The sequence below is a fragment of the Pseudomonas sp. QE6 genome (assembly GCF_041379005.1).
Classification (GTDB): domain Bacteria; phylum Pseudomonadota; class Gammaproteobacteria; order Pseudomonadales; family Pseudomonadaceae; genus Pseudomonas.
This window is the reverse complement of record NZ_CP166873.1, coordinates 545,965-571,504: the sequence shown is the minus strand read 5'-3', so window position 1 is coordinate 571,504 and position 25,540 is coordinate 545,965. Positions and strand designations below refer to the sequence as shown.

Here is a 25,540-nt window from a genome sequence, read left to right as displayed (position 1 = left end):
GTAGGGAAAAGTGCTGTCGATCGGCCAGCGCCGACCACCGCCCATAGCCGCGCCGGGCCTGGCGCGCCTATAATGCTGCCCCTTCTTATAATTACGTGCAGTGTTAGCTGTGGAGCTGGTGATGGCCGAACGCAAGGCATCCGTCGCGCGCGACACCCTGGAAACCCAGATCAAGGTTTCCATCGACCTGGATGGAACGGGCAAGGCCCGCTTCGATACCGGGGTTCCCTTCCTCGAGCACATGATGGACCAGATCGCCCGCCACGGCCTGATCGACCTGGACATCGAGTGCAAGGGCGACCTGCATATCGACGACCACCATACCGTCGAAGACATCGGCATCACCCTCGGCCAGGCCTTCGCCAAGGCCATCGGTGACAAGAAGGGCATCCGCCGCTACGGCCATGCCTACGTGCCGCTGGACGAGGCGCTGTCGCGTGTGGTCATCGACTTCTCCGGCCGCCCCGGCCTGCAGATGCACGTGCCGTTCACCCGCGCCAGCGTGGGTGGCTTCGACGTCGACCTGTTCATGGAGTTCTTCCAGGGCTTCGTCAACCACGCCCAGGTGACCCTGCACATCGACAACCTGCGCGGGCACAACACCCACCACCAGATCGAGACCGTGTTCAAGGCCTTCGGCCGCGCGCTGCGCATGGCCATCGAGCTGGACGAGCGCATGGCCGGCCAGATGCCGTCCACCAAAGGGTGCCTGTGATGCAGACGGTAGCCGTCATCGACTACGGCATGGGCAACCTGCACTCGGTGTCCAAGGCGCTGGAGCGCGTGGGCGCCGGGCGCGTGCTGGTGACCAGCGACGCCAACGTGATCCGCGAGGCCGACCGCGTGGTCTTCCCCGGTGTCGGCGCGATTCGCGACTGCATGGCCGAGATCAAGCGCCTGGGCTTCGACAGCCTGGTGCGCGAAGTCAGCCAGGACCGTCCGTTCCTCGGCATCTGCGTGGGCATGCAGGCGCTGCTGGAGCACAGCGAAGAGAACGATGGCGTCGACTGCATCGGCCTGTTCCCCGGCAAGGTACGCTTCTTCGGCAAGGACCTGCACGAGGACGGCGAGCACCTGAAGGTGCCGCACATGGGCTGGAACGAAGTGGCGCAGAGCGTCGACCACCCGCTGTGGCACGACATCCCGGACAACGCGCGCTTCTACTTCGTGCACAGCTACTACATCGAGGCGGGCAACCCGCGCCAGGTGGTCGGTCGCGGCCATTACGGTGTCGATTTCGCCGCCGCGCTGGCCGACGGCTCGCGCTTCGCCGTGCAGTTCCATCCGGAGAAGAGCCATACCCATGGCCTGCAGCTGCTGCAGAACTTCGCCGCCTGGGACGGGCGCTGGTAAGCCATGGCCCGCCAGAAGGACAAGCCCGCGATCCTCGAGCTCGATGGCGCCCAGCGCCAGAGCGCGGCGCGGGCGATCCAGCGTTTCCTCGAAGACCGCTTCGAGCTGGACGTGGGCTCCTTCGAGGCCGAAGAGGCGCTGGAGTTCTTCATGCGCGAGTTCGGCCCGCTGTTCTACAACAAGGCGATCTTCGACGTGCAATCTCACCTGAAAGACCGGTTCGAGAGCATCGAAAGCGACTTGTGGGCGCTCGAGAAGAGCTGACCCGACCCCATTCATCTTTGGATTCGAGCAGGTTCAACCCATGCTGATCATCCCCGCAATCGATCTGAAAGACGGCGCCTGCGTGCGCCTGCGCCAGGGCCTGATGGAGGACGCCACCGTGTTCTCCGACGACCCGGTATCCATGGCCGCCAAATGGGTGGAGGGCGGTTGCCGCCGTCTGCACCTGGTGGACCTGAACGGCGCCTTCGAAGGCAAGCCGGTCAACGGTGAAGTGGTCACCGCCATCGCCAAGCGCTACCCGAACCTGCCGATCCAGATCGGCGGCGGCATCCGCTCGCTGGAAACCATCGAGCACTACGTGCGCGCTGGCGTCAGCTACGTGATCATCGGTACCAAGGCGGTCAAGCAGCCGGAGTTCGTCGGCGAAGCCTGCCGTGCCTTCCCGGGCAAAGTGATCGTGGGTCTGGACGCGAAGGACGGCTTCGTCGCCACCGACGGCTGGGCCGAAGTGAGCGAAGTGCAGGTGATCGACCTGGCCAAGCGCTTCGAGGCCGACGGCGTCTCCGCCATCGTCTACACCGACATTTCCAAGGACGGCATGATGCAGGGCTGCAACGTCGAAGCCACCGCCGCCCTGGCCAACGCCACGCGCATCCCGGTGATCGCATCGGGCGGCATCCACAACCTGGGCGACATCCAGAAGCTGCTGGACGCCCGCACGCCGGGCATCGTCGGCGCCATCACCGGCCGCGCGATCTACGAAGGCACCCTGGACGTCGCCGAGGCCCAGGCACTGTGCGACGCCTTCAAGGGCTGAGCTGAACCACGGGGAACCCTGACATGGCACTGGCTAAACGCATCATCCCCTGCCTCGACGTGGACAACGGCCGCGTGGTGAAGGGCGTCAAGTTCGAGAACATCCGCGACGCCGGCGATCCGGTGGAAATCGCCCGCCGCTACGACGAGCAGGGCGCGGACGAGATCACCTTCCTCGACATCACCGCCAGCGTCGATGGCCGCGATACCACCCTGCATACCGTCGAGCGCATGGCCAGCCAGGTGTTCATCCCGCTGACCGTGGGCGGTGGCGTGCGTACCGTGCAGGACATCCGCAACCTGCTCAATGCCGGTGCGGACAAGGTCTCGATCAACACCGCCGCGGTGTTCACCCCGGAGTTCGTCGGCGAAGCCGCCGCGCGCTTCGGCTCGCAGTGCATCGTGGTCGCCATCGACGCCAAGAAGGTCTCGGCACCGGGCGAGGCCCCGCGCTGGGAAATCTTCACCCACGGCGGCCGCAAGCCCACCGGGCTCGATGCGGTGGAGTGGGCGAAGAAGATGGAAGGCCTGGGCGCTGGTGAAATCCTGCTGACCAGCATGGACCAGGACGGCGTGAAGAGCGGCTACGACCTGGGCGTGACCCGCGCCATCAGCGAGGCGGTGAACGTGCCGGTGATCGCCTCCGGCGGCGTCGGCAACCTGCAGCACCTGGCCGACGGCATCATCGAAGGCAAGGCGGATGCGGTGCTGGCCGCCAGCATCTTCCACTTTGGCGAGTACAGCGTGCCGGAAGCCAAGGCCTACCTGGCCAGCCGCGGCATCGTCGTTCGCTGATCCCTTCCGGGGCGGGGTTCTCCCGGCCCTCGAGGGCCTGCGTCCCGTCGTCGCAGGCCCTTTTGCCACCGAATCCCGAGTGCTCGATACCGCTGGTCGAAGTGATGGCGTTTGGATGTGTGATTGCCATCTGTGCAGGGTTTCTTGGCGTCAATTCTCCGAGTAAGCTCTGCGCCTTCTCAGAATTGTCACACTCAGGAATTCCCAGATGCTGAAGCGCATTCTGCTCGCATGGATTGGCTGCGGCCTGCTGCTGGCCAGCGCGGCGAAAGCGGAAACGGAAGGTTCCGGCTACAGCATGGTGCTGCTGACCGAGAACTTCCCGCCGTACAACATGGCCATCAACGGCAAGAACTTCGCTCAGGAAGACAACATCGACGGAATCGCCGTCGACATCGTCAAGGAGATGTACAAGCGTGCCGGCGTTTCCTACAGCCTGACCCTGCGCTTCCCCTGGGACCGTATCTACAAGCTGGCGCTGGAGAAGCCCGGCTACGGGGTATTCGTCACGGCTCGCCTGCCGGAGCGGGAGAACCTGTTCAAGTGGGTCGGCCCGATCGGCCCGGACGACTGGGTCCTGCTGGCCAAGGGCGACAGCACGATCACCCTGAATAACCTGGAAGAAGCCAAGAAGTACCGCGTCGGCGCCTACAAGGGCGACGCCATGGCCGAATACCTGGCCAAGCACGGCTTCGAGCCGGTGCTGGCGCTGCGCGACCAGGAGAACGCCGGCAAGCTGCAGGAAGGCCAGATCGACCTGTGGGCGAGCGGCGATCCTGCGGGGCGCTACCTGGCCAAGCAGGTGGGGATTTCCGGTCTGAAGACGGTGCTGCGTTTCAACAGCGACCAGCTGTTCCTGGCGCTGAACCGCGAGACACCGGATGAGGTGGTGCAGAAGCTGCAAGCCGCGCTGGACAAGATGCGCGCCGAAGGCTTCGTCGACGACGTGCTCAACAGTTACCTGTAACACCCGAAGGCCGGCCACTCGCCGGCCTTTGTGTTTGGCGCCGACATCCCTTGGCGCCGGTTTTGCCACGGAAGGCAGACGAGCGAAGTATTCCGTCCCCTCTGCAGGGATGCCGCAAGCCCAATAACGATAACCAAGCGAGCGGTATGACCATGCTGAAAATCCTGATCAAGACCCTGACCCTGGGTCTGCTGTTGGGGACCGCCACGGCCCGCGCCGAGTTGCCCGCCGATTACAAGATGGTGTTGCTCACCGAGAACTTCCCGCCCTTCAACATGGCGGTGGACGACAAGAACTTCGCCCGCGACGAAGGCATCGACGGCATCAGCGCCGATATCGTCCGCGAGATGTTCAAGCGCGCCGGCATCCAGTACAGCCTGAGCTTGCGTTTTCCCTGGGATCGACTGTACAAGCTGGCCCTGGACAAGCCCGACTATGGGTTGTTCTCCACCACTTACACCCCCGAGCGCGTACCGCTGTTCAAGTGGGTCGGGCCGATCGCCAAGACCAGTTGGGTGCTGCTGGCGCCGCAGGGCAGCTCGATCAAGGTCAAGGATCTCAAGGACGCCGCCAGGTACAAGCTCGGTGCCTACAAGAATGACGCCGTCAGCCAGAACCTGGAGAGCCAGGGCATCCCGGTGGTCAACGCGCTGCGCGACCAGGAAAACGTGAAGAAGCTGACCACCGGCGAGATCGATCTGTGGGCCACCACCGATCCAGTCGGCCGCTACCTGGCCAAGCAGGAAGGCGTATCCGGCCTGCAGACCGTGCTGCGCTTCAACGAGGCGCAGTTGTACCTGGCGATCAACAAGGACACGCCGGACGAGGTGGTGGCGAAGCTGCAAAAGGCGCTGGACGAGATGCGCGCGGATGGCTTCATCGAGCAGGCGACCAATAACTACCTGTAAGGAAGGCCGGGCGGTCGCCGCCTGGATTCCGGATGTTCGCGAGCAAGCTCGCTCCTACGAAAAGCAGGCTCGCTGCTCTCTGTAGGAGCGAGCTTGCTCGCGAACCGCATCCTCTCGTCGTTTACCGGTACGTCCCATCCCGCCCATGCCCCTGCATGGCGCGGTTGGCGCGCTCGCCGATCATCAGCGTCGGCTGCACCAGCTCGAAGCCCTGTGCCTTGAGCCCGGGCAGCACCCGCCTGAGCACTGCCAGGGTCGCCGGCTTCGGGTGGCCGATCATCACCACAGTACCCTGCTTGCGCGCCAGTTTCAGGCCGCGCTGCATCTGCTCCATCACCGCCGCTTCGCTCGGATCGTCGTCCAGGAACACGTCCCGCGACAGGCTGGCGAGGCCGATCTTCTGCGCCTCGGCGGCGGCCACGGTGGCGGCGCTGGTGCGGCTGTCGAGCAGGAACAGGTGGCGACGCTGCAGCTCCGCGGCCAGCCAGGCCATGGCCGGGCGGTCGGCGGTCATGCGGCTGCCTTCATGGTTGTTCACGCCCTGGGCATAGGGCACCCGCGCCAGCGCCGCGTCGAGTCGGCGGGCGCGCTCCTCCTGGCTCAGCTCCGGACGCCAGGCGAACTCGCCGCCGGCCGGGTCCATGGGCATGTGCAGCATCACGGTGCGCCCCCGCATGTGCGCTTCGCGGGCCAGTTCGGCGGCGTGGGGCGTATCGGGGATGATCGCCAGGGCGATGGCGGGGGAGAGTTCGAGCACCTGGCGGTCGCGCGCCAGGTTCTGCCCGAGGTCGTCGATGACGATGCTGACCAGCGGTCTGGCGCCAGCCGGTGGCGGCGGCGCCGCCAGCACTGGCTGGTACAGCAGCGCGCCAAGGCCGAGGCCTAACAGCAGCCGGGCCCAGCGCATGGGTCAGTTGTTGCCGCGGCTGACGCTGAGTCCTTTCAGCAGGCTGAGGGCCTGGCCGAGCTGGTAGTCGCTTTCCTGCGGACGGTCTTCCGGGCGCTTGCCAGCAGCGGTGGGACGGTCCTTGCCGCCGTTGCCGTTGGCCAGGTGGCCCTGCAGGTCGGCTTCCTTGAAACCGTCGAACTCGCTCTGCTCGCGGGTGACCTTGGCGCGTTCCACCTCGATGTCCGGGGTGATGCCCTGGGCCTGGATGGAGCGGCCGTTGGGGGTGTAGTACAGCGCGGTGGTCAGCTTCAGGGCGCGGTCGTTGTTCAGCGGCAGCACGGTCTGTACCGAGCCCTTGCCGAAGCTGTCGGTGCCCATGAGGATCGCGCGCTTCTGGTCCTGCAGGGCGCCGGCGACGATTTCCGCCGCCGAGGCGCTGCCGCCGTTGATCAGTACCACCAGCGGTACGCCGTCGGACGGATCGGACGGGTCGGCGGAGAAGCGCAGCTCGGAGTTCGGGATGCGGCCCTTGGTGTAGACGATCAGCCCCTTGGTGAGGAAGGCGTCTGCCACTTCCACCGCCGACTGCAGTACGCCGCCGGGGTTGTTGCGCAGGTCTAGCACCACACCCTTGAGCCGGCCGTTGTTCTCCTTGCGCAGGCTGGTCAGCGCCTTGACGGTTTCCTCGCCGGTGTTGACCTGGAACTGGGTGATGCGCAGGTAGCCGTAGCCGGGTTCGAGCATCTGGCTCTTGACGCTCTTGACCTTGATGACGGCGCGCTTGAGCTCGACGTCGAACGGCTTGCCGCCGCCGCGCACGATGGTCAGGGTGATCGGCGAGCCGGCCTTGCCGCGCATGCTGTCCACCGCCTCGTTCATCGACTGGCCCTTGGTCGGCTTGCCGTCGATCTTGACGATCAGGTCGCCCGGCTGGATGCCGGCCTTGGCCGCGGGGGTGTCGTCGATCGGCGAGATCACCTTGACGAAGCCGTCTTCGCTGCCGACCTCGATACCCAGGCCGCCGAATTCGCCGCTGGTGCTTTCCTGCAGCTCGGCGAACTCTTCCGGGCCGAGGTAGGCGGAGTGCGGGTCGAGATTGCTGAGCATGCCCTTGATGGCGTTCTCCAGCAGGGTCTTGTCGTCCACCGGCTCGACGTAGGCGGCCTTCACTCGGTCCAGGACCTCGGCGAAGGTGCGCAGCTCATCGAGCGGCAGCGGAGCCTCCTTGCCGTTGGCCGCAGGGGCGGCTGCGGCCGGTGCGTCGGCGGCCTGTGCCGCACCGACGCCAAGCAGCAGTGCCAGGGCCAGGGTGGTGAGACGGAAAGCTTGCGACATGTTTGGGGCTCCTAAGGCGTGTTCGCCGCTTATCCCTGCGTGCGACACCAGGTAGAAGGGTCCGCCGGGCGGCCCTGATGGCGAATGGCAAAATATACCGCCGGGGTGCTCTGCCCACCGCTGGCACCTACGGTCGCGATGGGGTCGCCTGCTTTGACGGTGTCGCCGGCGTCCTTCAGAAGACTTTGATTATGCCCATAAAGGCTGAGGTAGCCACCACCGTGGTCGAGAATGACCAGCAGGCCGGCGCCGCGCAGCCAGTCGGCGAACACCACGCGGCCGCCGTGTACGGCGCGTACCGTGCTGCCGGCGGAGGCGCCGATCAGCACGCCGTCCCAGGTCGCACGGGGATCGTCGCCGCGCGGGCTGCCGAAGCGCGCCAGCACGCGGCCGTTGACCGGCCAGGGCAGTCGGCCCTTGGCGGCGTCGAAGGCGCCGCCGAAGCCTGCGCCGCTGGATACCAGCGGGCCGCTGTAGTCGGCGCGGGGTTTGCTCGGGGTTTCGGGCTTTTCACCGCGTTCGGCCAGTTCGCGTTCACGTTTGGCGCGCTCGCGCTCGGCGGCCAGGGCGCGCTGGCGCGCTTCCTCGGCTTCGCGGGCCTGGCGGGCCAGGGTTTCCTCGATGGTCTTGAGGACCTTGTTCAGGTCTTCCTGGCTCTGCTCGCGGTTCTTGAGTTTGCTATTGCTGTCCTTGAGGTCGCTGTCGAGCTTGGCCAGGGCCTCCTGGCGCGCCTTGCGGGCCTCGGCCAGTTCCTGGCGGCGTGATTCCAGCGCGCTCTGCTGCTCGACCTGCTGGTTCTTCTGCGCGGTGATGTCCTGCTCGACGGCGTTGAGCTGGCTCAGGGTCTCGTTGAACGCGCTGAGCTGATCCAGGCGGGCCTTGTTGATGTACTCGTAGTAGGTGAGGGTGCGGCTGAACTTCTCCGGATGTTCCTGGTTCAGCAGCAGCTTCAGGTATTCCTCGCGCCCGCTCTGGTAGGCGGCGCGGGCCTGGATGGCGATCAGGCGCTGCTGCTCAAGGCGCGCGCCCTGGAGTTTTTTTTTCTCCGAATCGAGGCGTTGCAGCTCTTCCTCGTTCTTCTTCATCTCGTCCTGGATCTGCTGGATCTGCTTTTCCAGGTCACCCATCTGGGTTTCCGTGGACTTGAGCTGCTTCTGCACCCCGGACTTTTCTTCCTGGATGTTCTTCAGGTTCTTTTTCAGCTCAGCGATGTCTTTCTGCGTCTGCTCCAGCTGGCGCTGGGTGTCGGCACGTTCGTCGGCACCGGCCGCAAGCGGGCTCAGGAGGCAGATCAGCAGCAGCGGGAGGAGGGCGCGAGGCATTGGGCGGCGGGAACCTGAATTCTGGGTCGGGCTAGTATGCCCGTGGCGGGCGCTAAAAAAAACGCCCCAGGCCGCATGGCGTGGGGCGTTTGCTCTGACCGACGGGAGATGGCTCACGTTCCCGTCAAATCGTCACCCTCAAAGCAGGGTGACGATCGAGGTGCCGGTCATCTCTTTGGGCTGCTCCAGACCCATCAGGGTCAGCAGGGTCGGCGCCACGTCGGCCAGCACGCCGCCCTCGCGGATGCTCAGCTTGCGCTTGCCGACGTAGACGAACGGCACCGGCTCGCAGGTGTGCGCGGTGTGCGCCTGGCCGGTCATGGCGTCTTCCATCTGCTCGACGTTGCCGTGGTCGGCGGTGATCAGGGCTTCGCCGCCGACCTTGTCCAGCGCCTCGACGATCCGGCCGACGCAGGTATCCAGGCACTCGACGGCCTTCACCGCGGCTTCGAACACGCCGGTGTGGCCGACCATGTCGCCGTTGGCGTAGTTGACGATGATCACGTCGTAGCGCTGCTGCTCGATGGCGTCGACGATCCTGTCGGTGACTTCCGGCGCGCTCATTTCCGGCTGCAGGTCATAGGTGGCGACCTTGGGCGAGGGGATGAGGATGCGCTCTTCGCCCTCGAACGGCTCTTCGCGGCCGCCGGAGAAGAAGAAGGTCACGTGGGCGTACTTCTCGGTCTCGGCGATGCGCAGCTGGGTCTTGCCGTTCTTGGCCAGGTACTCGCCCAGGACGTTGTCCAGGGTTTCGGGCTTGAACGCGCTGGGCGCCGGGATGCTCGCCGCGTACTGGGTCAGCATCACGTAGCTGGCCAGCTTCAGCTCGCGCTGGCGCGGGAATTCCTTGAAGCCCGGCTCGACGAAGGCGCGCGACAGCTCGCGGGCGCGGTCGGCGCGGAAGTTCATGAAGATCACGGCGTCGCCGTCTTCCACGCGCACCTGTGCGCCGATGCGGGTGGCCTTGACGAACTCGTCGCTCTCGCCGCGCTCATAGGCGGCATTCAGCGCGCCCACGGCGGTTTCCGCGGTGAATTCGGCGGCGCCTTCGGTGATCAGGTCGTAGGCGGCTTCGACGCGGTCCCAGCGGTTGTCGCGGTCCATGGCGAAGTAGCGGCCGATGATGCTGGCGGTGCGGCCCTTGCCGATGCGGGCGAAGGCGTCGTCGAGCAGCTTGAGCGACGGCTCGGCGCTCTTGGGCGGTGTGTCGCGGCCGTCGAGGAAGGCGTGCAGGTAGATTTTCTCGGCGCCGCGCTGGGCGGCCAGCTCGGCCATGGCGACCAGGTGATCCTGGTGGCTGTGCACGCCGCCGTCGGACAGCAGGCCGAGGATGTGCACCGCCTTGCCGGCGCCGGCGGCCTTGTCGACCGCTTCGGTCAGCACCGGGTTCCGGAAGAACTCGCCGTCGCGGATGGCCTTGGTCACGCGGGTGAAGTCCTGGTACACGACGCGACCGGCGCCCAGGTTCATGTGGCCAACCTCGGAGTTGCCCATCTGGCCGTCGGGCAGGCCGACGTCCATGCCCGAGCCGGAGATCAGGCCGTTGGGCTGGCTGGCCAGCAGACGGTCCCAGTTGGGCTTTTGGGCGGCGTAGATGGCGTTGTATTCCGGGCTATCGCTATGGCCGAAGCCGTCCAGAATGATCAGGACCAGCGGTTTGGGCGTTGCAGTCATAGGTACGGCTCTTTCCGAGAATAGGGGTCAGAAAAGGACCCACATTTTACCGATTGGTGCCGACAGACGCCATGATCCGCAGGGTGCAGCCGTCAGATACGCGCGTGTATACTGGCCGGCATTTTTACGTCTGGATGTCCTGTGCCATGTCCTCGTTCCTCCCTCGTCTGATCGAATTCGCCACCCATCACTACCTGCTGGTCGGTGCCTTGGTCGTGCTCCTGGTACTGCTGGCCCTGCATGAAATGCGCAAGGGCGGCCGCGCCCTGTCGACCCGCGAGCTGACCGCTCTGGTGAACGCCGAGCAGGCCGTGGTCCTCGATATCCGCCCGACCAAGGAGTTCTCCGCCGGCCATATCGTCGATGCGCTGAACATCCCGGCGGACAAACTGAACGCACGCCTTGCCGAGCTGGACAAACACAAGGCCAAGACCATCATCGTGGTCGACAGCATGGGCCAGCACGCGGGCACCTGGTGCAGCGTGCTGCAGAAGGCGGGCTTCACCGCCGCCAAACTGTCCGGCGGCATCGGCAGCTGGCGTGGCGACAACCTGCCCCTGGTGAAGTGAGATGCCGTCGATCTTGATCTACACCAGCGCATGGTGCCCTTATTGCATCCGCGCCAAGGCCCTGCTGGACCGCAAGGGTGTCGCCTACGAGGAGATCTCGGTGGACGGCAAGCCGGGCGTACGCGCCGAGATGGCTAGCAAGGCGGGCCGCACCTCCGTGCCGCAGATCTGGATCGACGAAGTCCATGTCGGCGGCTGCGACGATCTCTACGCGCTGGAACGCGCGGGCAAGCTGGATACGCTGCTCACGGCGTGATCCCCAATCCTGAAACGAAGCACAAGAAGGTCCCGAAATGACTGAACAAGCCAACGGCGCAGGCCAGCAAGACGATAACAATCCGCAGTTCTCGCTGCAGCGCATCTACATCCGCGACCTCTCCTTCGAAGCGCCCAAGGCGCCGGAAATCTTCCGCCAGGAGTGGCAGCCGAGCATTTCCATGGACCTCAACACCCGCCAGAAGCAGCTCGACGGCGACTTCTACGAAGTGGTGCTGACCGTTTCGGTGACCGTGAAGAACAACGAAGAAACCGCCTTCATCGTTGAAGTGCAGCAGGCCGGTATCTTCCTGATCAAGGGTCTGGACGCTTCCAGCATGAGCCACACCCTGGGCGCCTTCTGCCCGAACATCCTCTTCCCGTACGCCCGCGAAACCCTGGACAGCCTGGTTGTCCGTGGCTCGTTCCCGGCGCTGATGCTGTCCCCGGTGAACTTCGACGCGCTGTACGCGCAGGAAATCGCCCGCATGCAGGCTTCCGGCGAGATCCCGGCGGTTCAGTGATCCTGACTGCTGCATGAGAAAGGCGCCCCCGGGCGCCTTTTTCTTTGCCTGGGATTTGTGATTGGTCGAATTTTGATCAATATCGCGCAAGCCACGTGCTGCCTCGATTCCATACGGTTATCCACAGACTGTTCCTGAGGTTGCTCAGGAATGCTGTGGGTAAGCGGTGATGTTCTTCGTAGGAGCGAGCTTGCTCGCGAACAGCCGTGGCGTTGTCGCCGCCTCGAACAGCGGTTCGCGAGCAAGCTCGCTCCTACAGGAAAGCAGGCACTCCGGGCGTTCAAGTTTGGTGCGTGCGCACTAGAGGGGCGCAGGGAGGGGCGTACAGAACAAGTCCTGGAATCCCCAGCGCAGACACATGAACGGGGTGTTTAGGCTGACTCGGGATAACTCCCGAAGCCTCTTGTTTCGTGGCTTTCAGCCATGTCAGCAATGCGCGGGCAGCTACCCGGAGCGCCCTGCACGCAATCTTGGCACGCCCTCTGCAATACCCCTGACAACAGCGATTTCAGGGGCCTCGGTACAGGCAGGCTGGGGAACCCCTCTTTTACACCCCGCGGGTGCGCCGCTCGAAGCAGCGGCCGCCGCAACCGGTTTGGGGGTCCTGGTACAGGCAGGCCGGGTAAGCCCCCCTTTTATACCGGCGGCCATCCTTGTGGATGGCTTGCCCTCCGCTTCGGGGCCCCGGACCAGGCAGGCCGGGAACACCCCGCTTTTATTCGGGCCGCACCCTGACGTTCAGGTGCCATTGGCCCTCCACCTCGGCGCCGTCCCAGGCGCCTTGCAGTCGTCGGGTCGACAGCAACGTCAGCAGTACGCCTTGGCCTTGCGGTTCCAGCCTCCAGCGCACTGGCGCATCGCCGAGCCGCAGCTGGCCTTGCTGCGCCGTGCCGTTGGCATCGATCTGCAGGGCCAGGGCGCCTTCCAGATGACCGGCGCGCACCGCTGGCTGAGCATTCAGCCGAACGAGCAGGCCGTCTGCCGCCGGCTCTATGGCGAGGATCTGCGGTCGCCCGTCCACCGGCGGATGCACCAGGCGGCCGATCATCAGGCCCACCAGCAGCCCCAGCACGCACAGCGAAACCCAGACCTTCAGCAACGGCCTGGGCCGCATTTGCGCCTGCGCGGGAGTAGAATGCCCGCCGTTCTCAGGCTCGGAGCGCTGCATGTTCCACGTGATCCTTTTTCAACCGGAAATCCCCCCAAACACCGGCAACATTATCAGGCTGTGCGCCAATGCGGGCTGCAGCCTGCACCTGATCGAGCCGCTGGGCTTCGAGCTGGACGACAAGCGTCTGCGCCGCGCCGGCCTGGATTACCACGAATACGCCAGCGTGCGCCGCTACGCGACCCTGCAGGAGTGCCTGGAACAGCTCGCTCATCCGCGCCTGTTCGCCTTCACCACCAAGGGCTCGCAGCCGTTCCACGAAGTCGCCTACCAGCGTGGTGACGCCTTCCTGTTCGGTCCGGAAAGCCGTGGCCTGCCGGAAGAGGTGCGCGAAGCCCTGCCGCCGGAGCAGCGCGTGCGCCTGCCGATGCGTCCGGGCTGCCGCAGCCTGAACCTGTCCAACACCGTGGCGGTGACCGTCTACGAGGCCTGGCGTCAGCACGGCTTTGCGATGGACTGAGCGTTTTTCGATCGATCCGCGCAAAGCCGCGCCGGGCGGGGAGTACAGCGGCTTGCCCCAAGCTTATCCACAGCCGGGCGCACAGCGCTTGTGGGCAAACCGGAAATTCCTGCACAGAAACCGCGCAAACCCGCAGACCGCGCGTGCTCTGGGCTGTAGCACGTTCCTTCCCCGTTCCGTTCACAGTGTTATCCACAGGTTTTGGGGATAGATGCTGCGGGGAGGTGACGGAGCAGGCCGTCGCTCGGTAGCCGCCTTTGTAGGAGCGAGCTTGCTCGCGAACAGCATCACCGGACGGCACGGAAGTTGGGGCGTTCGCGAGCAAGCTCGCTCCTACAGGGGGCGTCGGCGGAGAACGCGTTTCGGGTAATGGCTGGGCATGAAAAAGGGGCCTTCCGGCCCCCCTCGTCATCGCAACACCTCAGTCGTCACCCTCATCGTCCGGGCCGTCGATCTTCATGCCCAGTTCCTTGATCTTGCGGGTCAGGGTATTGCGTCCCCAGCCCAGCAGCACGGCGGCATCGCGACGGCGGCCGGCGGTGTGCTTGAGGGCGGTCTCGATCATGATTCGCTCGAAGGCCGGCACGGCGGTATCCAGCAGACTCGACTGGCCGCGCCCGAGAGCCTGGTCGGCCCAGTGGCGCAGGGCCTGTTCCCAGTTGGCGGCGGGCAGGTTGTCCTGCGGCTGGGTCAGCAGCTCCGGCGGCAGGTCGTCGATGTGCACTTCGCGGCCGGACGCCATGACGGTGATCCAGCGGCAGGTGTTCTCCAGCTGGCGCACGTTGCCCGGCCAGCCGAGGTTCCGCAGATAATCCTCGGTTTCCGGTTTGAGCAGCTTGGGCTCCACCGCCAGCTCCTGCGCGGCGCGGGCGAGGAAGTGCCGGGCCAGCGCCGGGATGTCCTCGCGGCGGTCGGCCAGGCGCGGGATGTGGATGCGGATGACGTTCAGGCGGTGGAATAGGTCCTCGCGGAACTTGCCTTCGCGCACCAGGTTTTCCAGGTTCTGGTGGGTGGCGGCGATGATCCGCACGTCCACCTTCACCGGGGTGTGGCCGCCGACGCGGTAGAACTCGCCGTCCGCCAGCACGCGCAGCAGGCGGGTCTGGGTGTCGGCCGGCATGTCACCGATCTCGTCGAGGAACAGGGTGCCGCCGTCGGCCTGCTCGAAGCGACCGCGCCGCTGGTTGGCCGCGCCGGTGAAGGCGCCTTTCTCATGGCCGAACAGCTCGGACTCCATCAGGTCCTTCGGAATCGCCGCCATGTTCAGCGCGATGAATGGCGAGGCCGCGCGCGGGCTGTGACGGTGCAGGGCGTGGGCGACCAGTTCTTTACCGGTACCCGACTCGCCGTTGATCAGCACTGTGATATTGGAGTGGGAGAGGCGGCCGATGGCGCGGAACACCTCCTGCATCGCCGGCGCCTCGCCGATGATCTCCGGGGTGCGCGCCTGGTTGGCCGGCGCTTCCAGGCCCTGCTGTTCCTGGGCGTGCTGGTTGGCGCGCTTGACCAGGGAGACGGCCTCGTCGACATCGAACGGCTTGGGCAGGTACTCGAAGGCGCCGCCCTGGTAGGACGCCACCGCGCTGTCCAGGTCCGAATGCGCAGTCATGATGATCACCGGCAGGCGCGGGTGCAGCTCGCGGATCTGCGCCAGCAGGTCCAGGCCGCTGGTGCCGGGCATGCGGATGTCGGAGATGATCACGTCCGGCTGCTGGCGGCCGAGGCGGCTCATCACGCTGTCGGCGCTGTCGAAGCTGACGGTGATCATGCCCTCCTGCTGCAGGGCTTTTTCCAGCACCCAGCGGATGGAGCGGTCGTCGTCGACGATCCAGACGGTCTCAGATCGGCTCATGGTCAATGGACTCCTTGTTCCAGGGGCAGGAACAGACTGAATACGGTGTGGCCGGGGTGGCTCTCGCATTCGATCAAGCCCTGGTGCTGGCTGATGATGTTCTGGGTGATGGCCAGGCCAAGCCCGGTGCCCTCGGCACGGCCGCTGACCATGGGGTAGAAGATGGTGTCCTGCAGTTCGGCCGGGATGCCCGGGCCGTTGTCGATGATTTCCACCTTGCACACCAGGCGATGGCGGGTGTGGCCGATGGTGAACTGGCGCAGGGTGCGGGTGCGCAGGGTGATGCGGCCCAGCTTGAGTTCGTTCTGCGAGGCGATCGCCTGCATGGCGTTGCGCACGATGTTGAGCACCGCCTGGATCATCTGCTCGCGGTCGAGCAGCAGGTCGGGGATGCTCGGGTCGTAGTCGCGCACCAGCGGGATGCTGCCCTGAGTCTCGGCCTCCACCAGGCTGCAGACGCGCTCCAGCACTTCGTGGATGTTGGTGACCGAGAGCTGCGGCAGCTTGTTCGAGCCGAGCATGCGGTCCACCAGGTTCCGCAGACGGTCGGCCTCTTCGATGATGACGTTGGTGTAGTCCTTGAGCGACTCGTCCGGCAGCTCGCGGGACAGCAGCTGCGCCGCGCCGCGAATGCCACCCAGCGGGTTCTTGATCTCGTGGGCCAGGCCGCGCACCAGCAGCTTGGTGGTCTCCTGCTTGGACAGTTGCGCTTCTTCCTTGGTGATCCGCATCAGCCGGTCCCGCGGGTGGACTTCCAGCAGCAGCAGGGTCTCACGGCGATTGAGAATCGGCGTCACTGCGTAGTCCACGGTGATGCTCTGGCCGGTCAGCGAGGTCAGCGTCGCTTCACGCTTGGTGAAGGGGTGTGCCTCTTCCACCGCCTGGCGCAGCGAGTTCAGCGCCTCGGGCGACTCGGTGAACAGCTCGCTGATGAACTGGCCGTGGCTGCGTTGCCCGCTCACCGCCAGAAGCATTTCCGCCGCCGGATTCATGTATTCCAGGCGCAGCTCGGCATTGAGCAGGATGACCGCCGTGGTGAGGTTGTCGAGCAACAGGCGGAGCTGGGTTTCTGTAGGCATGGCGTAAGAGATGTCCCAAGACTGTGCGGGAAAATGCAAGAAACAAACCAGCCCCTGAAAGGTCGCGTATTTCGGCGCCTGGCGCTGGTTTGCGCGACACAGAGGGTCAATCTCGCCGGCGGGAGTGACCTGAAATGGGGAGAGTATAGAAAGTGGTGCAGAGCAATGCACCGATATGGTGCATTTGTGCCGGGGCGCACGCCGCCGTCAGTGACTGGCGGCGCTGAGTGGCTGGGTGGCGTCCAGGGCGGCCGACTCGGCCACCGAAACGCGGAACATGTGGAAGGGCTGGTTGGGTGTCTGTTCGATGGTGCGGCCCAGGGTATCGATGATCTCAACCGACAGCTGGTGCGTGCCGCGGTCGACGTTGTGCAGCGGGAATACCGGACTGCGGCCGGGCTCGCCCACCGGCTTGCCATCGAGCAGCAGGCGGTACAGGTGGCCGGGCAGCAGGGCCGGGTCGCTGGTGGCGGAAACGATCAGCGCACCGTCGTTGGCGCGGATGGTGGTATCGGGCTCCGGCACGAGGATGCGCAGCAACTGGTAGGCGGGCGGCCCCGGCGGCAAGGCCGGTGTGGCGGGTGCATAGAGCGGTGGCGGCATGCGCACACCAGGCTGGTTCGGCATCGCGTTGGGCGGCGTGAGCTGCAGCTTCTGCGCGTTGCCGCGCTGCGGCTGGTCGGTGAAGACGCGGTTGCCGTCCTTGTCGATGTAGGTGTAGACCTCGGCGTTGGCCGCGAAGCAGGCCAGCGCCGACAACAGGGCCGACACCATGAGAGTCGTCAGATGACGCATGCTCAGCCGCCCGTCCTGGGAGCCACCTGGGGCCGTTGTGGGCTGTTGGTGCTGATGCGCTGCAGGGTGAAGCTTGCCGTCGCGCTGGTCTGGATCACCCGGCTGCCTTGTACGACCTCGACGGCGAGGGTGTGCTCGCCCCGGTCGATGTTTTCCATGCTGATGCTGGTGTTGTGGGTTGGGGCACCGTAGGGCTGGCCGTCCAGCACCAGTTGCAGCTGGTGGTCCATGGCCAGCGCCGGCTGCACCACGACCTCGACGACGAAGGTACCGTTGTTGGCGCGCAGGGCCTCGTCGTTGGGCAGGTTGCTCAGCGCCAGGATTGTATAGGCGCCCTGGTCCTCGGCGGTGCCGCTCCCGGTGTCGGTGTTCACCGGTGCCTGCGGGGCCACGGTGTTGGTCGGGGGCAACTGCACCGGTTGCGCGCCGACGTTGCTCGGCGGCTGGTTGGTGAACACCGTCTTGCCGCTGGCATCGGTGTACTTGTAGATCTGCGCACTGGCTGGCAACGCGGCGGCGAGCAGCAGGGCGGTGAGGATCAGGCGCATGGGCGATCTCCGGATGGTCATGCCAAGCCTTGCACTGCCGACGACGGCTGGCAAGTTGCCTATTGTGAATCAGCATGGCAGCTCACAGTGTGCGCTGCCGCCCGCCGACGGACCTTTCATGCAGCCCCGTAGTCCATTGCCGGGCCCGAGACCTCTGTATGATGCCGGCGAGCGTTCCTTTATCTGCCTTGGGGTGTGCCCGTGACCGACCTGTTCCGTTCCTGTTTCCGTCAGTGCCTGCTGCTGTGCTGCCTGAGTCTCGGCTTGCTCGCAGGGCCCGCGCTGGCGGCGCTGCCGGGGCCCCTGGCGAATGTGACGGGGGGCGGCGACAAGGTCAGCGATGCGCAGTTGCAGCAGTCGCTGGACCAGGTCATCAAGACGCTGGAGAACGACCAGCAGCGGACCGACCTGCTGAAGAAGCTCAAGCAGCTGCGCGATGCGAGCAAGCAGAGCGCGGACGAGCAGGGCGGCGTGCTCGGCCTGATCGGCGACACCCTGGGCAGTCTGGAGAAACAGTTCGAAGGCGCCAACAGCCCGGTGCTGCGCTGGAGTTCGCTGTTCGCCCAGGCCCGCGACGAACTGGAGACCCGCATCCCGTCCTGGCAGGAGTGGTCGGGGATGCTCTTCGACTTCTTCCTGGTGACCCTGCTCTGGGCCTGCGTGGCCGTGGGGCTGCGCTGGGTGGCGCGGCGCATGCAGGAGCGCTTCGGCCTGGCCAACGAGCTTCCGCAGCATCCCAAGACCCGCGACCTGCTGCTGTTCGCCCTGCGCAAGCTCGGCCCCTGGCTGGTGGCGTTTCTGATCACCCTCTACCTGTCGGTGGTGCTGCCCAGCTCCCTGGGCAAGCTGCTGGCGATGGTGATGGCCTATGTGCTGGTGTGCGGCACGCTGTTCTCCGCGCTGTGTGTGATCTCCCTGTCGCTGCTCAGCGGCCCGCACCGCATGCGTGCGCTGGATATCCTGCGGCGGCGCGCCTTCCGCCCGTTGTGGCTGATCGGCAGCCTGGCGTCGCTGGGCGAGGTGATGCACGACCCGCGCGTCACCGACAGCCTCGGCCCGAGCACGGCGCTGTGCGTCGGCTCGCTGGCGAACATCTTCGCGGCCTTGTTCACCGCGCTGTTCGTCCTGCAGTTCCGCCGGCCGATCGCCCACCTGATTCGCAACCAGCCGCTGGAGCGCCGCCTCAAGCGCCGTGGCCTGCATGACCTGGTCGAGCTGGTGGGGTCGCTGTGGTTCCTGCCGGTCCTGGTGCTGGTGGGGATTTCCCTGTTCGCTACCGTGGTCACCGCTGGCGACAGCACCTACGCCTTGCGCCGCGCGCTGCTGTGCGCCCTGATCGCGGTGGTGGCGATGACCGTCAACGGCCTGATCCGTCGCGCCCACCTGCGCTCCTCGCGCCATGGCAGCCGCCGCAGCGCGCCCTATGTCGAGCAGTTGCAGAATTTCGCCTACACCCTGCTGCACATCGCCAACCTGCTGGTGTTCCTGGAGATCGGCCTGCGCGTCTGGGGCATGTCGCTGATCGCATTCACCGAAGGCGACGGCTCGGCGATCAGCCTCAAGCTGATCAGTTTCGGCACCACCCTGCTGGTGGCCTGGCTGGTGTGGATTCTTGCCGACACGGCGGTCCAGCACAGCCTCGGTCTGGGCGGCAAGAACCGCAACAACACCCGCGCGCTGACCATGCTGCCGCTGATCCGCAACGTGCTCTTCGTGACCATCGCGGTGATCGCGCTGATCGTCGCACTGGCCAACATGGGCATGAACGTCACCCCGCTGCTGGCGGGCGCGGGCGTCATCGGTCTGGCCATCGGTTTCGGTGCCCAGTCGCTGGTGGCGGACCTGATCACCGGGCTGTTCATCATCATCGAGGACTCGCTGTCCATCGACGACTATGTGGATGTCGGCGGCCACCTCGGCACCGTCGAAGGCCTGACCATCCGCACCGTGCGCCTGCGCGATCTGGACGGCGTGGTGCATACCATCCCGTTCAGCGAGATCAAGAGCATCAAGAACTACTCGCGGGAGTTCGGCTACGCGATGTTCCGCTGGCCGGTACCCGCCAGCATGCCGATCGACGATGCGGTGACGCTGGTCCATGAGGTGACCCGCGACCTGCGCGGCGACCGCACCATCAGCCGCGCCATGTGGTCGGCGCTGGAGATGCAGGGTGTGGAGAGCTTCGACAACGGCCAGGCGATCCTGCGCTTCCGCCTGAAGACCGCGCCGATCCGCCAGTGGGAAGTGCAGCGCGCCTTCAACCTGCGCCTGCGCCAGAAGCTGGACAAGGCGGGCCTGGAGCTGGCGATGCCGCGCCTGAACGTGCAGCTTTCGCGGATGCGCACCTCGCAACGGGAGGATGGCGACGGGCGTGGAGCGCCGGCGGACGGCGGGATCTGAGGTCTTCGTAGGGCGCACAACCGCTCGCGGTCGTGCGCCGATTCACCGCGTCCTGTCGTCGGTGCCGTGGCCTGCCCCGGAGTGGTCCGGGGCCAAGGTCAGGCGGCGCATGACGTCGAACGTTATACGCCCTACGCTCCGTGGTGTTCGCTTGTATGGCGCAGGGTAAGACCCGCTCAGGGGGGATCGTAAGCACGGCCCCGGTGTTTCCCCGGAACAGCTGTTTCATCCGCCCATAAAAAAGGCCTCCCGAAGGAGGCCTTAATGCTGACGCTATTTATAGGTATTCGTGGATCAGACGCTGTAGTACAGGTCGTATTCCAGCGGGTGCACGAAGGTGCGCACCTTGATTTCTTCTTCCGACTTCAGCTCGATGTAGGCATCGATGAACTCGTCGGTGAACACGCCGCCCTTGGTCAGGAACGCACGGCCCTTGTCGAGTTCTTCCAGCGCTTCCTTCAGGCTGCCGCAAACCTGCGGGATTTCCTTCGCCTCTTCCGGCGGCAGGTCGTACAGGTTCTTGTCAGCGGCATCGCCGGGGTGAATCTTGTTCTGGATGCCGTCCAGGCCGGCCATCAGCAGAGCGGCGAAGCACAGGTAGGGGTTGGCAGCCGGGTCCGGGAAGCGCGCTTCGATACGGCGGGCTTTCGGGCTGGATACGTACGGAATACGGATCGAGGCGGAACGGTTGCGGGCCGAGTAGGCCAGCATTACCGGAGCTTCGAAGCCCGGAACCAGACGCTTGTAGGAGTTGGTGGCCGGGTTGGTGAAGCCGTTCAGGGCCTTGCCGTGCTTGATGATGCCGCCGATGAAGTACAGGGCGGTGTCGGACAGGCCGGCATAGCCTTCGCCAGCGAAGGTGTTCTTGCCATCCTTGGAGATGGACATGTGAACGTGCATGCCCGAGCCGTTGTCGCCGTACAGCGGTTTCGGCATGAAGGTCACGGTCTTGCCGTAGGCATCGGCAACGTTGTGGATGCAGTACTTCAGGGTCTGCACTTCGTCAGCCTTGGCTACGAGGGTGTTGAACTTCACACCGATCTCGTTCTGGCCGGCGGTGGCCACTTCGTGGTGGTGAACCTCGACGACCAGGCCCATTTCTTCCATGGCGTTACACATGGCGGTACGGATTTCGTGGTCGTGGTCGACCGGCGGTACCGGGAAGTAGCCGCCTTTCACGCCCGGACGGTGGCCCTTGTTGCCCGACTCGATGTCAGCGTCGGTGTTCCAGGAAGCCTGCTCGGAGAAGATCTTGAACATCGAGCCGGAGATGTCGGACTTGAACTTCACTTCGTCGAAGATGAAGAACTCCGGCTCCGGGCCTACGAATACGGTGTCACCGATACCGGTGGACTTCAGGTATTCCTCGGCGCGCTTGGCGATGTTGCGCGGGTCGCGCTCGTAGCCTTGCATGGTGCTCGGCTCGATGATGTCGCAGACGATGATCAGGGTCGGCTCTTCGGTGAACGGGTCGAGCACGGCGGTGCTGTCGTCCGGGAGCAGGATCATGTCGGAGGCTTCGATGCCTTTCCAGCCTTCGATGGAGGAGCCGTCGAACATCTTGCCGGCTTCGAAGAAGTCATCGTCCAGCGCGTCGCGAGCCGGCATGGTGACGTGCTGCTGCTTGCCTTTGGTATCGGTGAAGCGCAGGTCAACCCACTTCACGTCATGATCTTTGATCAGTTGTTGCGACTTGTACGACATGCTGTCCTCCAGGAGGGATTAGAGCTGGGAGCTTTCTGTGCCCCAGTATCGGGTGATGCCGGCCGGATAGTCCGCCAGGGCAACCTGCCTCACAAGAGAGCAAGTTGCGTGCCAGTGCCCGCAATCGTGCAGAAGCGCTGATTTCCGGGGCTTTGGCGAGCGTAACCAGGAATTGCAGGGTAATTGTGCACCGTTTTAGTGCCTCATCATGGTGCATCCGTCCATTTTGGTGCGCCCGAAAGAAAGTCTCCGAATTCTGCTCAAGTCTTGAGCAATTTCGGATATAATCTTGCCCCTTTTTTTCTGTCCCATGGCAATCGCCCGGTCCGCATGAAACTCATCGTCAAGGTCTTCCAGGAAATCACCATCAAGAGCCGGCCGGTGCGCAAGCGCTTCATCCGCCAGCTGGCGAAGAACATTCGCACGGTGCTCCGCGACCTCGATCCCGAGCTGCGGGTGGAGGGCGAGTGGGACAACCTGGACGTCGAGACCCAGGTCACCGACCCGAAGGTCCTGCGCGAGATGATCGAGCGCCTGACCTGCACGCCGGGCATCGGCCACTTCCTGGAAGTGCACGAGTACCCGCTGGGCGACTTCGACGACATCCTGGAGAAGTGCAAGCTGCACTTCGCCGACAAGCTGCCGGGCAAGATCTTCTCCATGCGCTGCAAGCGCGCCGGCAAGCATCCGTTCACCTCCATCGACGTCGAGCGCTACGTCGGCGGCGGCCTGCGCCAGCAGTGCGGCGCGGCGGGCGTCTCGCTGAAGAATCCGGAAGTGCAGGTGCGGGTGGAAATCCGCTACGACCGCCTGTACGTGATCCACGCCCAGCACGAGGGCCTAGGCGGCTACCCGCTGGGCGCGCTGGAGCAGGTGCTGGTGCTGATGTCCGGTGGCTTCGACTCCACCGTGGCGGCGTACCAGATGATGCGCCGCGGCATGATCAGCCACTTCGTGTTCTTCAACCTCGGTGGTCGTGCCCATGAACTGGGCGTGATGGAAGTCGCCCACTATCTATGGGAGAAGTTCGGCCGTTCCCAGCGGGTGCTGTTCGTCAGCGTGCCCTTCGAGGAAGTGGTTGGCGAGATTCTCACCAAGGTCGACGACAGCTACATGGGCGTGACCCTCAAGCGCATGATGCTGCGCGCCGCCAGCCGCGTTGCCGAGCGCCTGGAGCTGGACGCGCTGGTGACCGGCGAGGCGATTTCCCAGGTGTCCAGCCAGACCTTGCCGAACCTCTCGGTGATCGACCGGGTGACTGACACCCTGGTGCTGCGCCCGCTGATCGTCAGCCACAAGCAGGACATCATCGACACCGCGACGAAGATCGGCACCGCCGAGTTCGCCAAGCACATGCCTGAGTACTGCGGCGTGATCTCGGTGAACCCGACTACCCAGGCCAAACCCTATCGCGTCGAGCACGAAGAAACCAAGTTCGACATGGCCGTGCTCGACCGCGCCCTGGAGCGCTCCACCCAGATGACCGTCGACCGCGTGATCGACGAGCTGGGCAAGGACCTGCCGGTGGAAATGGTCGACGAAGTGCTGCCCGGCCAGATCGTGGTCGACATCCGCCATCCGGATGCCCAGGAAGATGAACCGCTGGCGCTCGAAGGCATCGAAGTCCTGGCCATGCCGTTCTATGCGATCAACAGCAAGTTCAAGGAACTGGACCCCAACCGCCAGTACCTCCTGTACTGCGACAAGGGCGTGATGAGTCGCCTGCACGCCCACCACCTGGTCAACGAAGGGCACACCAATGTGCGTGTTTACCGTCCGCAATAAAGGCGCGGACCAACGCCGCCAGCCCGGACTGTTCGGCGGCAGCATCCGCCATCGACCACCCGACACATTCGGTGCGTAGGCTCACGCCCTGACCATTTGCACCGCCGCGCCACGGCCCGGCCCCGCTGCCAGAGAGGCAGCCGAAGATTCACTATCGAGACTGACACTGTGATCGAAAAACTGCGCAATATCGCCATCATCGCCCACGTCGACCATGGCAAGACCACCCTCGTTGACAAGCTGCTGAAGCTGTCCGGCACCCTCGACCGCAAAGAAGCGGAAAACGAGCGCGTGATGGACTCCAACGACCAGGAAAAAGAGCGTGGCATTACCATTCTGGCGAAGAACACCGCCATCAAGTGGAATGACTACAACATCAACATCGTGGACACCCCCGGCCACGCCGACTTCGGCGGCGAGGTAGAGCGCGTGATGTCCATGGTGGACTCCGTGCTGCTGGTGGTCGACGCCCAGGACGGCCCGATGCCACAGACCCGCTTCGTGACCCAGAAGGCCTTCAAGGCCGGCCTGCGTCCGATCGTGGTGGTGAACAAGATCGACCGTCCGGGCGCGCGTCCTGACTGGGTGATCGACCAGATCTTCGACCTGTTCGACAACCTGGGCGCCACCGACGAGCAGCTGGACTTCCCGATCGTCTACGCCAGCGCCCTGAACGGCATCGCCGGCCTCGACCACGAGAAGATGGACGACAACATGGACGCGCTGTTCCAGGCGATCATCGACCACGTTCCGGTTCCCCAGGTCGACGTCGACGGCCCGTTCCAGATGCAGATCTCCCAGCTGGACTACAACAGCTTCCTCGGCGTGATCGGCATCGGCCGCATCGCCCGCGGCAAGGTCAAGACCAACACCCCGGTAGTCGCCATCAGCGACGACGGCACCAAGCGCAACGGCCGCATCCTGAAGATCATGGGTCACTCCGGTCTGCAGCGCGTCGAAGTCGCCGAAGCCGAAGCCGGTGACATCGTCTGCGTATCGGGCATGGACGAGCTGTTCATCTCCGACACCCTGTGCGACCCGCAGAACGTCGAAGCCCGCCCGCCGCTGACCGTCGACCAGCCGACCGTGAGCATGACCTTCCAGGTCAACGACTCGCCGTTCGCCGGCCGCGAAGGCAAGTTCGTCACCAGCCGCAACATCAAGGAGCGTCTGGACAAGGAACTGCTGCACAACGTGGCCCTGCGTGTCGAGCAGGGCGACTCCCCGGAGAAGTTCAAGGTCTCCGGCCGTGGCGAGCTGCACCTGTCGGTTCTGATCGAAACCATGCGCCGTGAAGGCTTCGAGCTGGCCGTGGGCCGCCCGGAAGTGGTAATCATCGAGAAGGCCGACGGCGAGAAGCAGGAGCCGTACGAGAACGTCACCATCGACATCGAGGAACAGCACCAGGGTCCGGTGATGGAGCAGATGGGTCTGCGCAAGGGCGACATGACCAACATGATCCCCGACGGCAAGGGCCGTATCCGCCTGGAATACGTGATCCCGGCTCGCGGCCTGATCGGCTTCCGTAACGCCTTCCTGACCATGACCTCGGGCACCGGCATCCTGACCTCCACCTTCGACCACTACGGTCCGATCAAGGCCGGCGACGTTGCTCACCGTCTGAACGGCGTGCTGGTCTCCATGGCCACCGGCACCGCGCTGACCTACTCCCTGGAAACCCTGCAGGACCGCGGCAAGCTGTTCCTGTCCCCGGGCGACGAAGTCTACGAAGGCCAGCTGGCCGGTATCCACAGCCGCGACAACGACCTGGTGATCAACCCCACCAAGGCCAAGAAGCTCGACAACATGCGCGCTTCGGGCAAGGACGAGACCATCCAGCTGACCCCGGCGCTGAAGTTCACCCTGGAACAGGCTCTGGAATTCATCGACGACGACGAGCTGGTGGAAGTGACTCCGAAGTCCATCCGTCTGCGCAAGAAGATGCTGAACGAGAACGACCGCAAGCGCTACGAGCGCAGCAAGGTCTGAGTCGACCAGCAGCACGAAAGAGCCGGGCTTATGCCCGGCTTTTTCATGCCTGCGATTCCGGTGGCGGTGACGAATTCGTGGCCGATGTGGCCGCCGGGCCTAAAAGTTCGTCAGATATTTCGTAGTCG

General features: G+C 64.9%; 24 protein-coding genes. 14 read left to right on the top strand and 10 right to left on the bottom strand.

What is annotated here, in order from left to right; all coding sequences use genetic code 11:
• Positions 1 to 121: 121 nt before the first annotated feature.
• The 7 genes from hisB to ACAW63_RS02530 all read left to right on the top strand — a co-directional run bounded on the left by hisB (position 122) and on the right by ACAW63_RS02530 (position 5,064).
• The gene (hisB, locus tag ACAW63_RS02560; protein ID WP_152226950.1) at positions 122 to 715 is read left to right on the top strand and encodes an imidazoleglycerol-phosphate dehydratase HisB; all 594 of its coding nucleotides are present in this window, start codon (positions 122 to 124) and stop codon (positions 713 to 715) included.
• Positions 715 to 1,353 (top strand): imidazole glycerol phosphate synthase subunit HisH, encoded by a 639-nt coding sequence (hisH, locus tag ACAW63_RS02555; protein ID WP_371231463.1) that lies wholly within the window; start codon positions 715 to 717, stop codon positions 1,351 to 1,353. The genes hisB and hisH overlap by 1 nt, the downstream gene beginning before the upstream one ends.
• Before the next feature lie 3 nt (positions 1,354 to 1,356).
• On the top strand, positions 1,357 to 1,617 hold the full coding sequence (locus ACAW63_RS02550) for a DUF2164 domain-containing protein (protein WP_371231461.1): 261 nt from the start codon (positions 1,357 to 1,359) through the stop codon (positions 1,615 to 1,617).
• Positions 1,618 to 1,657: 40 nt separating this feature from the next.
• Positions 1,658 to 2,395, top strand: a complete 738-nt coding sequence (gene hisA / locus ACAW63_RS02545) for a 1-(5-phosphoribosyl)-5-[(5-phosphoribosylamino)methylideneamino]imidazole-4-carboxamide isomerase (protein WP_043256078.1) — start codon at positions 1,658 to 1,660, stop codon at positions 2,393 to 2,395.
• Between the two features lie 23 nt (positions 2,396 to 2,418).
• Positions 2,419 to 3,189 (top strand): imidazole glycerol phosphate synthase subunit HisF, encoded by a 771-nt coding sequence (gene hisF, locus ACAW63_RS02540; protein WP_207886296.1) that lies wholly within the window; start codon positions 2,419 to 2,421, stop codon positions 3,187 to 3,189.
• 208 nt (positions 3,190 to 3,397) lie between these two features.
• Positions 3,398 to 4,156, top strand: coding sequence for a substrate-binding periplasmic protein (locus ACAW63_RS02535; RefSeq protein ID WP_371231459.1), 759 nt, complete (start codon positions 3,398 to 3,400; stop codon positions 4,154 to 4,156).
• A gap of 152 nt (positions 4,157 to 4,308) precedes the next feature.
• Positions 4,309 to 5,064 carry a substrate-binding periplasmic protein gene (locus ACAW63_RS02530; RefSeq protein ID WP_371234554.1) on the top strand — a complete coding sequence of 252 codons (756 nt, stop codon included), beginning with the start codon at positions 4,309 to 4,311 and terminating at the stop codon, positions 5,062 to 5,064.
• Positions 5,065 to 5,185: 121 nt separating this feature from the next.
• Here ACAW63_RS02530 and ACAW63_RS02525 read toward each other — a convergent pair whose 3' ends face one another.
• From ACAW63_RS02525 to gpmI, 4 genes are all read right to left on the bottom strand, one after another.
• Positions 5,186 to 5,971, bottom strand: a complete 786-nt coding sequence (locus ACAW63_RS02525) for a divergent polysaccharide deacetylase family protein (RefSeq protein ID WP_371231457.1) — start codon at positions 5,969 to 5,971, stop codon at positions 5,186 to 5,188.
• Positions 5,972 to 5,974: 3 nt separating this feature from the next.
• Positions 5,975 to 7,288, bottom strand: a complete 1,314-nt coding sequence (locus ACAW63_RS02520; protein ID WP_371231456.1) for a S41 family peptidase — start codon at positions 7,286 to 7,288, stop codon at positions 5,975 to 5,977.
• A gap of 29 nt (positions 7,289 to 7,317) precedes the next feature.
• Positions 7,318 to 8,610: a murein hydrolase activator EnvC gene (locus ACAW63_RS02515; protein ID WP_371231454.1), complete on the bottom strand. Its 1,293-nt coding sequence runs from the start codon at positions 8,608 to 8,610 to the stop codon at positions 7,318 to 7,320.
• 138 nt (positions 8,611 to 8,748) lie between these two features.
• On the bottom strand, positions 8,749 to 10,284 hold the full coding sequence (gene gpmI, locus ACAW63_RS02510) for a 2,3-bisphosphoglycerate-independent phosphoglycerate mutase (RefSeq protein ID WP_371231453.1): 1,536 nt from the start codon (positions 10,282 to 10,284) through the stop codon (positions 8,749 to 8,751).
• Positions 10,285 to 10,430: 146 nt separating this feature from the next.
• Between gpmI and ACAW63_RS02505 the strand changes: the two genes are divergently transcribed.
• From ACAW63_RS02505 to secB, 3 genes are read left to right on the top strand one after another with little or no spacing between them, the layout of a single operon-like run.
• Positions 10,431 to 10,853: a rhodanese-like domain-containing protein gene (locus ACAW63_RS02505; protein WP_371231451.1), complete on the top strand. Its 423-nt coding sequence runs from the start codon at positions 10,431 to 10,433 to the stop codon at positions 10,851 to 10,853.
• A 1-nt stretch (position 10,854) separates the two neighbouring features.
• On the top strand, positions 10,855 to 11,109 hold the full coding sequence (gene grxC / locus ACAW63_RS02500) for a glutaredoxin 3 (protein ID WP_275609056.1): 255 nt from the start codon (positions 10,855 to 10,857) through the stop codon (positions 11,107 to 11,109).
• A 37-nt stretch (positions 11,110 to 11,146) separates the two neighbouring features.
• Entirely contained in the window at positions 11,147 to 11,632 is a 486-nt protein-coding gene (gene secB, locus ACAW63_RS02495; protein WP_275609055.1) for a protein-export chaperone SecB, read from the top strand.
• 715 nt (positions 11,633 to 12,347) lie between these two features.
• Here the strand turns inward: secB and ACAW63_RS02490 are convergent.
• The gene (locus tag ACAW63_RS02490) at positions 12,348 to 12,800 is read right to left on the bottom strand and encodes a hypothetical protein (RefSeq protein WP_371231449.1); all 453 of its coding nucleotides are present in this window, start codon (positions 12,798 to 12,800) and stop codon (positions 12,348 to 12,350) included.
• Between ACAW63_RS02490 and trmL the strand changes: the two genes are divergently transcribed.
• A complete protein-coding gene (gene trmL, locus ACAW63_RS02485) occupies positions 12,799 to 13,260 on the top strand; it encodes a tRNA (uridine(34)/cytosine(34)/5-carboxymethylaminomethyluridine(34)-2'-O)-methyltransferase TrmL (RefSeq protein WP_371231447.1) in 462 nt (153 codons plus the stop codon). The two genes, ACAW63_RS02490 and trmL, sit on opposite strands and share 2 nt — an antisense overlap.
• 421 nt (positions 13,261 to 13,681) lie before the next feature.
• Here trmL and ntrC read toward each other — a convergent pair whose 3' ends face one another.
• From ntrC to ACAW63_RS02465, 4 genes are all read right to left on the bottom strand, one after another.
• A complete protein-coding gene (ntrC, locus tag ACAW63_RS02480; RefSeq protein WP_371231445.1) occupies positions 13,682 to 15,112 on the bottom strand; it encodes a two-component system response regulator NtrC in 1,431 nt (476 codons plus the stop codon).
• Positions 15,113 to 15,114: 2 nt separating this feature from the next.
• Positions 15,115 to 16,191, bottom strand: a complete 1,077-nt coding sequence (gene glnL, locus ACAW63_RS02475; RefSeq protein ID WP_343578027.1) for a nitrogen regulation protein NR(II) — start codon at positions 16,189 to 16,191, stop codon at positions 15,115 to 15,117.
• A gap of 207 nt (positions 16,192 to 16,398) precedes the next feature.
• Entirely contained in the window at positions 16,399 to 16,977 is a 579-nt protein-coding gene (locus tag ACAW63_RS02470; RefSeq protein WP_371234552.1) for a DUF4124 domain-containing protein, read from the bottom strand.
• 11 nt (positions 16,978 to 16,988) lie between these two features.
• Complete coding sequence (locus ACAW63_RS02465) at positions 16,989 to 17,534, bottom strand: DUF4124 domain-containing protein (RefSeq protein ID WP_371231443.1); 546 nt, start codon at positions 17,532 to 17,534, stop codon at positions 16,989 to 16,991.
• A 195-nt stretch (positions 17,535 to 17,729) separates the two neighbouring features.
• Here ACAW63_RS02465 and ACAW63_RS02460 point away from each other — a divergent pair, with 195 nt between their 5' ends.
• Complete coding sequence (locus ACAW63_RS02460; protein WP_371231442.1) at positions 17,730 to 19,934, top strand: mechanosensitive ion channel family protein; 2,205 nt, start codon at positions 17,730 to 17,732, stop codon at positions 19,932 to 19,934.
• Between the two features lie 294 nt (positions 19,935 to 20,228).
• Here ACAW63_RS02460 and glnA read toward each other — a convergent pair whose 3' ends face one another.
• Positions 20,229 to 21,638 carry a glutamate--ammonia ligase gene (gene glnA, locus ACAW63_RS02455; protein ID WP_371231440.1) on the bottom strand — a complete coding sequence of 470 codons (1,410 nt, stop codon included), beginning with the start codon at positions 21,636 to 21,638 and terminating at the stop codon, positions 20,229 to 20,231.
• Between the two features lie 330 nt (positions 21,639 to 21,968).
• Between glnA and thiI the strand changes: the two genes are divergently transcribed.
• Together thiI and typA are read left to right on the top strand one after the other, a co-directional pair.
• A complete protein-coding gene (thiI, locus tag ACAW63_RS02450) occupies positions 21,969 to 23,423 on the top strand; it encodes a tRNA uracil 4-sulfurtransferase ThiI (protein ID WP_371231438.1) in 1,455 nt (484 codons plus the stop codon).
• 168 nt (positions 23,424 to 23,591) lie between these two features.
• Positions 23,592 to 25,412: a translational GTPase TypA gene (gene typA / locus ACAW63_RS02445; RefSeq protein ID WP_275609047.1), complete on the top strand. Its 1,821-nt coding sequence runs from the start codon at positions 23,592 to 23,594 to the stop codon at positions 25,410 to 25,412.
• Positions 25,413 to 25,540: the final 128 nt, after the last annotated feature.

Coding starts and splice junctions, on each gene's coding strand:
- hisA (WP_043256078.1), top strand. CDS start 1,658: ATGCTGATCATCCCCGCAATCGATCTGAAAGACGGCGCCTGCGTGCGC.
- ACAW63_RS02530 (WP_371234554.1), top strand. CDS start 4,309: ATGCTGAAAATCCTGATCAAGACCCTGACCCTGGGTCTGCTGTTGGGG.
- ntrC (WP_371231445.1), bottom strand. CDS start 15,112: ATGAGCCGATCTGAGACCGTCTGGATCGTCGACGACGACCGCTCCATC.
- hisF (WP_207886296.1), top strand. CDS start 2,419: ATGGCACTGGCTAAACGCATCATCCCCTGCCTCGACGTGGACAACGGC.
- ACAW63_RS02505 (WP_371231451.1), top strand. CDS start 10,431: ATGTCCTCGTTCCTCCCTCGTCTGATCGAATTCGCCACCCATCACTAC.
- glnA (WP_371231440.1), bottom strand. CDS start 21,638: ATGTCGTACAAGTCGCAACAACTGATCAAAGATCATGACGTGAAGTGG.
- trmL (WP_371231447.1), top strand. CDS start 12,799: ATGTTCCACGTGATCCTTTTTCAACCGGAAATCCCCCCAAACACCGGC.
- ACAW63_RS02535 (WP_371231459.1), top strand. CDS start 3,398: ATGCTGAAGCGCATTCTGCTCGCATGGATTGGCTGCGGCCTGCTGCTG.
- ACAW63_RS02550 (WP_371231461.1), top strand. CDS start 1,357: ATGGCCCGCCAGAAGGACAAGCCCGCGATCCTCGAGCTCGATGGCGCC.
- thiI (WP_371231438.1), top strand. CDS start 21,969: ATGAAACTCATCGTCAAGGTCTTCCAGGAAATCACCATCAAGAGCCGG.
- ACAW63_RS02490 (WP_371231449.1), bottom strand. CDS start 12,800: ATGCAGCGCTCCGAGCCTGAGAACGGCGGGCATTCTACTCCCGCGCAG.
- ACAW63_RS02520 (WP_371231456.1), bottom strand. CDS start 7,288: ATGTCGCAAGCTTTCCGTCTCACCACCCTGGCCCTGGCACTGCTGCTT.
- gpmI (WP_371231453.1), bottom strand. CDS start 10,284: ATGACTGCAACGCCCAAACCGCTGGTCCTGATCATTCTGGACGGCTTC.
- ACAW63_RS02515 (WP_371231454.1), bottom strand. CDS start 8,610: ATGCCTCGCGCCCTCCTCCCGCTGCTGCTGATCTGCCTCCTGAGCCCG.
- hisB (WP_152226950.1), top strand. CDS start 122: ATGGCCGAACGCAAGGCATCCGTCGCGCGCGACACCCTGGAAACCCAG.
- hisH (WP_371231463.1), top strand. CDS start 715: ATGCAGACGGTAGCCGTCATCGACTACGGCATGGGCAACCTGCACTCG.
- grxC (WP_275609056.1), top strand. CDS start 10,855: ATGCCGTCGATCTTGATCTACACCAGCGCATGGTGCCCTTATTGCATC.
- ACAW63_RS02525 (WP_371231457.1), bottom strand. CDS start 5,971: ATGCGCTGGGCCCGGCTGCTGTTAGGCCTCGGCCTTGGCGCGCTGCTG.
- secB (WP_275609055.1), top strand. CDS start 11,147: ATGACTGAACAAGCCAACGGCGCAGGCCAGCAAGACGATAACAATCCG.
- ACAW63_RS02465 (WP_371231443.1), bottom strand. CDS start 17,534: ATGCGCCTGATCCTCACCGCCCTGCTGCTCGCCGCCGCGTTGCCAGCC.
- glnL (WP_343578027.1), bottom strand. CDS start 16,191: ATGCCTACAGAAACCCAGCTCCGCCTGTTGCTCGACAACCTCACCACG.